The organism is Helicobacter pylori (genome assembly GCF_002832345.1).
GTDB lineage: Bacteria > Campylobacterota > Campylobacteria > Campylobacterales > Helicobacteraceae > Helicobacter > Helicobacter pylori_CP.
In genome coordinates, this window is record NZ_PHLZ01000005.1 from 76584 (window position 1) to 82649 (window position 6066).

The 6066-nt window shown below is 38.2% G+C and carries 8 protein-coding genes; 5 read left to right on the top strand and 3 right to left on the bottom strand.

Translation table 11 applies throughout. The features are described 5' to 3' along the window. The first annotated feature begins 133 nt into the window (after positions 1 to 133). Entirely contained in the window at positions 134 to 820 is a 687-nt protein-coding gene (locus CXY28_RS02720) for an NYN domain-containing protein (RefSeq protein WP_100979375.1), read from the top strand. Between the two features lie 63 nt (positions 821 to 883). On the opposite strand, the gene mnmA is transcribed toward CXY28_RS02720, so the two are convergent. After that, positions 884 to 1912, bottom strand: coding sequence for a tRNA 2-thiouridine(34) synthase MnmA (mnmA, locus tag CXY28_RS02725; RefSeq protein WP_100979376.1), 1029 nt, complete (start codon positions 1910 to 1912; stop codon positions 884 to 886). A gap of 142 nt (positions 1913 to 2054) precedes the next feature. On the opposite strand from mnmA, the gene CXY28_RS02730 reads away from it, so the two are divergent. After that, positions 2055 to 2816 carry a J domain-containing protein gene (locus CXY28_RS02730; RefSeq protein ID WP_100979377.1) on the top strand — a complete coding sequence of 254 codons (762 nt, stop codon included), beginning with the start codon at positions 2055 to 2057 and terminating at the stop codon, positions 2814 to 2816. On the opposite strand, the gene nadD is transcribed toward CXY28_RS02730, so the two are convergent. Then, positions 2813 to 3328 carry a nicotinate (nicotinamide) nucleotide adenylyltransferase gene (gene nadD, locus CXY28_RS02735; RefSeq protein WP_198542592.1) on the bottom strand — a complete coding sequence of 172 codons (516 nt, stop codon included), beginning with the start codon at positions 3326 to 3328 and terminating at the stop codon, positions 2813 to 2815. The two genes, CXY28_RS02730 and nadD, sit on opposite strands and share 4 nt — an antisense overlap. Further along, positions 3321 to 3767 (bottom strand): nickel-responsive transcriptional regulator NikR, encoded by a 447-nt coding sequence (nikR, locus tag CXY28_RS02740; protein WP_100979379.1) that lies wholly within the window; start codon positions 3765 to 3767, stop codon positions 3321 to 3323. Before nikR ends, nadD begins: the two co-directional genes overlap by 8 nt. Positions 3768 to 4103: 336 nt before the next feature. On the opposite strand from nikR, the gene exbB reads away from it, so the two are divergent. From exbB to CXY28_RS02755, 3 genes are read left to right on the top strand one after another with little or no spacing between them, the layout of a single operon-like run. Then, positions 4104 to 4541, top strand: a complete 438-nt coding sequence (gene exbB / locus CXY28_RS02745) for a TonB-system energizer ExbB (RefSeq protein ID WP_100979380.1) — start codon at positions 4104 to 4106, stop codon at positions 4539 to 4541. After that, the gene (exbD, locus tag CXY28_RS02750) at positions 4538 to 4927 is read left to right on the top strand and encodes a TonB system transport protein ExbD (RefSeq protein WP_000836356.1); all 390 of its coding nucleotides are present in this window, start codon (positions 4538 to 4540) and stop codon (positions 4925 to 4927) included. Before exbB ends, exbD begins: the two co-directional genes overlap by 4 nt. Next, positions 4893 to 5753, top strand: coding sequence for an energy transducer TonB family protein (locus CXY28_RS02755; protein ID WP_100979381.1), 861 nt, complete (start codon positions 4893 to 4895; stop codon positions 5751 to 5753). Before exbD ends, CXY28_RS02755 begins: the two co-directional genes overlap by 35 nt. Positions 5754 to 6066: the final 313 nt, after the last annotated feature.

Here is a 6066-nt window from a genome sequence, read left to right on the forward strand (position 1 = left end):
ATTAGGAGATCCCACGACCCTTGTGAACCTATAGAATACAAGTGCGAACCCTAGATATTTTTATCCGTTCCTTTTTTCAACACTGACATGTTGAAAGGAGCGGAGCTTTCCTTATATTACTTAGGATTTAAGAATGTCAAAAAAAGTAGCTATACTTGTGGATGGAGACTTTTTTATAAGATGCTACAAATCTCATCTTAAAAAGCAGTCTGGTGACAAGTATGAAGATCTTAACCCAGAAAAATTAGCACACCATACTCATACTTATTGCCTAAAGCATATCAATAAAAAGAATGATGAAGAACTATACCGCATATTTTTTTACGATTGCAAGCCATTAAAGAAAAAGGCTCATTATCCATACACTCAAAAAGCTCTAGATCTATCCAAAAGCCCAACCTATAAAGAAAGGGAAGAGTTACACGAACACTTAATTTCCAAACCTTGCTTGGCGTTAAGGTTGGGGTATCTTGATGAGAAAAATGCCAGATGGGTCATTCGTGACCAAGAAAAAGAAAAGAAACTTTTTAACAGGAGAATAAGTATAGAGGAATTTCAAAATGATGATTTTATCTATCACGCAAAGCAAAAAGGCGTTGATATAAAGATAGGACTTGATATAGCCACTTTAGCGTTGAAAAAATTAGTGCAAAAAATCGTTTTAATTTCTGGTGATAGCGATTTTGTCCCTGCTTCAAAACTTGCTCGAGTTGAAGGTATCATCTTCACTCTTGATCCTATGGGAAATCATATTAGAGAGGATCTAAAAGAACATATTGATTATTTGACCACTAGGTTGCCACAATTTAAACAACAATAATAACGCCTATTCAATAAAACATTAAGAGACTGCCAAAAGGCGTATCTCTTAGTTCTTTAGTTTTTAAACAATCACGCCCCCACCCAGCAAGATGTCATCTTGATAAACGACCAAGGCTTGCCCTTTAGCCACGCCATAAAAAGGCTCTTTAAATTCCACTTCAATCACCTCGTCTCTCAAACTCACAAACGCTTTAGCAGGCACACTCCTGTAACGAGCCTTGATGAAATATTCGCCATTTTGAAAATCTTTCATTAAAGATTTGTTTTTAGCCTTAAGCGAATGCGTAGCGAGATCTTCTTTTTTGCCCACAACCAACTCGTTCTTTTTAGCGTCAATCCCCACCACAAAATGCGGCTCTAGCGCGCCTTTAACGTTAAAGCCTTTGCGTTTGCCAATCGTGTATTGCATATAGCCTTTATGCGTGCCAATGACTTCGCCTTGTAGGTTTTTCACCACGCCCTCTTTTTCCACTTCAACATGCTTTTTTAAAGTGTCAATATAGCTTTTTTCCACAAAGCAAATTTCTTGAGATTCCTTATAAGTCTCTAAAGTGCCTAAAAAAGGCATCGCATTCAAGGCTAAAGGCTTAATATCCTTTTTTAACAAATCCCCTAAAGGGAACACCAATTTAGCGATAACTTCATGCTCTAAAGCGTATAAAAAATAGCTCTGATCTTTAGTTTTATCCAAAGCCTCTTGAATATAACTTACCTTGTCAATTTCTTTGACTCTCGCATAATGCCCGGTAGCGATCTTTTCACACCCTAATTTTAAAGCGTGATCCAAAGCTAGCCCAAACTTCATTAAAGGGTTGCACAACGCACATGGGTTAGGGGTTTGCCCTTCTTCATAAGCGCTGATAAATTCATCATAAACCGCGCTTTTAAAATCCTTTTGAAAATCCAACACCTCTAAAGGAATGCCTAAAAACTCACACGCTTTTTGAGCGTTTTTAATGTATAAATCATGTTTTTTTTCACTTGCATGGAGTTTTAAATAAATCCCCACTAATTCATGCCCTTGCTCTTTTAAGCTATAAGCGCTATAAGAGCTATCCACCCCCCCACTGAGTAATACCGCTATTTTCATTTTTAATCTTTCATTAAATGAGTTATGGCTCGTAGTCTAGCGCAAAAAACACTCATAACCACCTTTTTTTTAACCATTGGCATGCTAAAATACCTAAAGATTTTTAAAAATCGCATCAAAACGCATGGAGAAAATAAGGGCAATGGCCAAAATTGAATTGTTAGCCAAATTCACGCAAATCGCGCTCCCTAACAGCCACCCTTTATTGAAAAAAGTTTTGAACTACGCTAAAAAACATTTCAGCCAGTGCCACATGCTCTCTTCATCGTTACTCATCTTAAACGACACGGAATGCTTTAAAAAAAACTACTTGCTTAATTGGGTCTATCATGCCCTTGAATGCACGCATGAGAAAGATATTAGCGCGCATTCTTTAGAAGAGGTTTTACAAAAAAGCCACCTGCCCATACGCATCAAAATCATAGCTCAAAACACACTTTTAGAAAAAATAGAAGTGAAAGTTTTAACCTTTGGGGCAGAATACGCGCTTTTTATCACCAAGCACCCTATCGCCAAGCGGTTTTTACGCCAAAAATTCAGCGGCTATGTGTTTTTAGAAACCCAAGATGAATTGCATATAAGAGGCGATTCAGAGCGTTTTTGGGAACTCATTGTAACGCTCCATGAAAACAAAATCGTCCATAACGCATGCTTAGATTTCATCTATCCTAACGGCTTTGGCAAGGACAGCTACACCACCTTGGCTGAGCGCAAATTAAAAGAATGCTATAAAACGCTAGGGTTTATCAAGCATGAAAATTTCAGCGAAGTCAAAAAGCGCTATTTGGAATTGGCTAAAACCTACCACCCTGATTTGTGCGATCTGAAAGAAAAAAAGGCTCTTTATGCCAAACGTTTTGCGATCATTCAAGAGGCGTATCGCCACATTAAAAAACACGCCTAAACCCCTAAACTAGCTCTAATCGCGCTAGAAGAAATCGGTGCGTCAATGCCTTTTAAAGGGAAATAACGCCCCTTAAATTGGATTTCTTCATAGCCAATCCTTTCAAAAACCACTAATTCCACCCTTTTTAAAAGCTCTTTAGCGTTAGTCCAAGAAGAAAGATGCCTTAAGCAATCCGCTCCTATGACTAAATAAAGCGTTTTAGGGCGGTAGAGTTTTTGAAAAAAAATCACGCTTTCTATCGTAGGCACAGCCCTTTCTTGCTTGATTTCAAAATCGCTCAATAGCACCCTAGGCATTCCCTTTAAAGCTCTTTCTAATTCCTTAAAACGGGTTTTTGCGTCCAAAAAACATGGCTTTTTGAAAGGGTTTTGATAAGCGGGCAAGACAATGAGCTTAGCAAATGGCAATAATTCTAAAGTTTGATCAATAATGGCTAAATGAGCCTTGTGTAAGGGGTCAAAACTCCCTCCATAGAGCGCTAATTCTTCGCATTTTAAGACGCTATTCATTGTGTTCAAAGCTAGACGCCTTAGTCAATTTAGCGAATTTAACCCCCCTAAGCCCCCCGATTTCTAATTGCAAGCGTTGGATTTCAAACGAATTGCCTTGTAAAATAATCGTCTCTAAACAATTATGTGCATCCATGTGAATGTGCGTGGTGCATAAAACATGCGTCCCGCTGGCATGCTGAATGTCTATCATGCGCTGGTTTAATTCCCTTTGGTGGTGATCATAAATCACCACAAGCACGGCGATTTTACTCCCATCATTAGGGTTATCTTCTGCCCAATTGTCTTCTACTAATTTTTCTCTGATCATGTCGCGCACTAATTCTGAGCGAGAAGAATAGCCGTTTTTAATGATGCGGTTGTCTAATTCGTCTAATAAATTTTGTTGTAAAGAAACCGAAAAGCGGACGATTGAATCGTCTTTATTGGGTGTATCCATTTGAGAAAAATCCTTTTTTGGCATGAGTTCGTTAAAAGCCGTCATGCTAGTATGATTGAATTAATTTAAAATGAACAATTATAATACAAACTGGATTTAAATGGTTGGTCATAAGACACTATTTATAGCGTTTGAATTTGATTGTAATTACTAGCTTAAATTATTATTGACTTGTTATTATTAAAACAATATAATCAACAACCAAATGTTCTTTTATCATTTTGGAGCATTTATGCGAACGAATGCTTCTTATGAGAGCGCATGCTCTTTAGTGTGGCTGTGTTGCATGTTGCTTTAATCTTAAGGGGATTATTTTATCGTAAATAAGGAGTTTTTATGGGCGGTTTTTCAATGGCAATGTTGAAAGATTATGTGGATGTGTTTGTTTTTGCGGTGCTTGGCGTGGCGAGTTTTTTAGCTTTGTGGTTTGTGATTGAAAGGATTATTTTTTATTCCAAAGTCAATTTGAAGGCTTATGATGATATAGACACCCTAAATTTGGATTTAACCAAGAATCTAACCATTCTCTATGTGATTTATTCTAACGCGCCTTATGTGGGCTTATTAGGGACGGTTTTAGGGATCATGGTGATTTTCTATGACATGGGCGTGAGTGGCGGGATGGACGCTAAAACGATCATGGTAGGTTTGTCTTTGGCTTTAAAAGCGACCGCTTTAGGGCTTGCTGTGGCGATCCCCACTTTGATCGCTTATAATAGCTTGTTGAGAAAATCCGATGTTTTGAGTGAAAAATTCAGGATCATGAAAAAATGAAAAGCATCAGAAGAGGCGATGGGCTGAATGTTGTCCCTTTCATTGATATTATGCTCGTTTTACTAGCGATTGTGTTGAGTATTTCTACTTTTATCGCGCAAGGTAAGATTAAAGTCAGTCTCCCTAACGCTAAAAATGCGGAAAAATCCCAGCCAAACGATCAAAAAGTAGTGGTCATCTCCGTAGATGAGCATGACAATATTTTCGTAGATGACAAACCGACGAATTTAGAAGCTTTGAGCGCTGTAGTCAAACAAACAGACCCTAAAACCCTTATAGACTTAAAAAGCGACAAAAGCTCTCGTTTTGAAACTTTTATCAGCATTATGGATATTTTAAAAGAGCATAATCATGAAAATTTCTCCATCTCCACGCAAGCTCAGTAAAGTTTCAACGAGTGTTAGCTTTTTAATCTCTTTTGCCCTATACGCTATAGGGTTTGGCTATTTTTTACTGCACGAAGACGCCCCAGAGCCTTTAGCGCAAGCTGGGACCACTAAGGTTACCATGAGTTTAGCCAGCATTAATACTAATTCCAATACAAAGACCAATGCCGAGTCGGCTAAACCCAAAGAAGAGCCTAAAGAAAAACCCAAGAAAGAAGAACCCAAAAAAGAGGTTACAAAGCCTAAACCTAAGCCAAAACCCAAGCCAAAACCAAAACCTAAGCCTGAACCCAAACCCAAACCCGAGCCTAAGCCAAAACCCGAACCTAAGCCTGAGCCAAAACCTGAGCCTAAAGTTGAAGAGGTTAAAAAAGAAGAGCCTAAAGAAGAACCCAAAAAAGAAGAAGCTAAAGAGGAAGCTAAAGAAAAAAGCGCTCCTAAACAAGTAACGACTAAAGATGTAGTCAAAGAAAAAGACAAGCAAGAAGAATCCAACAAAACCTCTGAGGGCGCGACTTCTGAAGCTCAAGCTTATAACCCAGGGGTGAGCAACGAATTTTTAATGAAGATCCAAACCGCTATTTCTTCTAAAAACCGCTACCCTAAAATGGCGCAGATTAGGGGCATTGAGGGCGAAGTGTTGGTGAGCTTTGTGATCAATCCTGATGGGAGCGTTACGGACATTAAAGTCGTCAAAAGCAACACGACAGATATTTTAAACCATGCGGCTTTAGAGGCCATTAAAAGCGCGGCGCATCTATTCCCTAAACCAGAAGAAACCGTGCATCTAAAAATCCCTATCGCTTATAGCTTGAAAGAAGACTGATTGGTCTTTCTTTTAAGGGCGGTTTTTAAGCCTTAAAAGTTAGGCCAAAACCCCTATTTTTCGCAATTTACAAAAAAAAAAAAAACAAAATCTCTAAAATTTAAGCTAAAATTAGCCATAAAATTCCATTTATTGCTTATAACATGAAGTTTCTTTGTATCAAAGAAAAATCTATTAAAAGGAGAAAACATGAAAATCAAAAAATCCCTCTTACTCTCTCTTTCTCTCATGGCTTCATTATCAAGGGCTGAAGATGACGGATTTTACATGAGCGTGGGCTATCAAATCGGTGAAGCGGTTCAAAAAGTGAAAA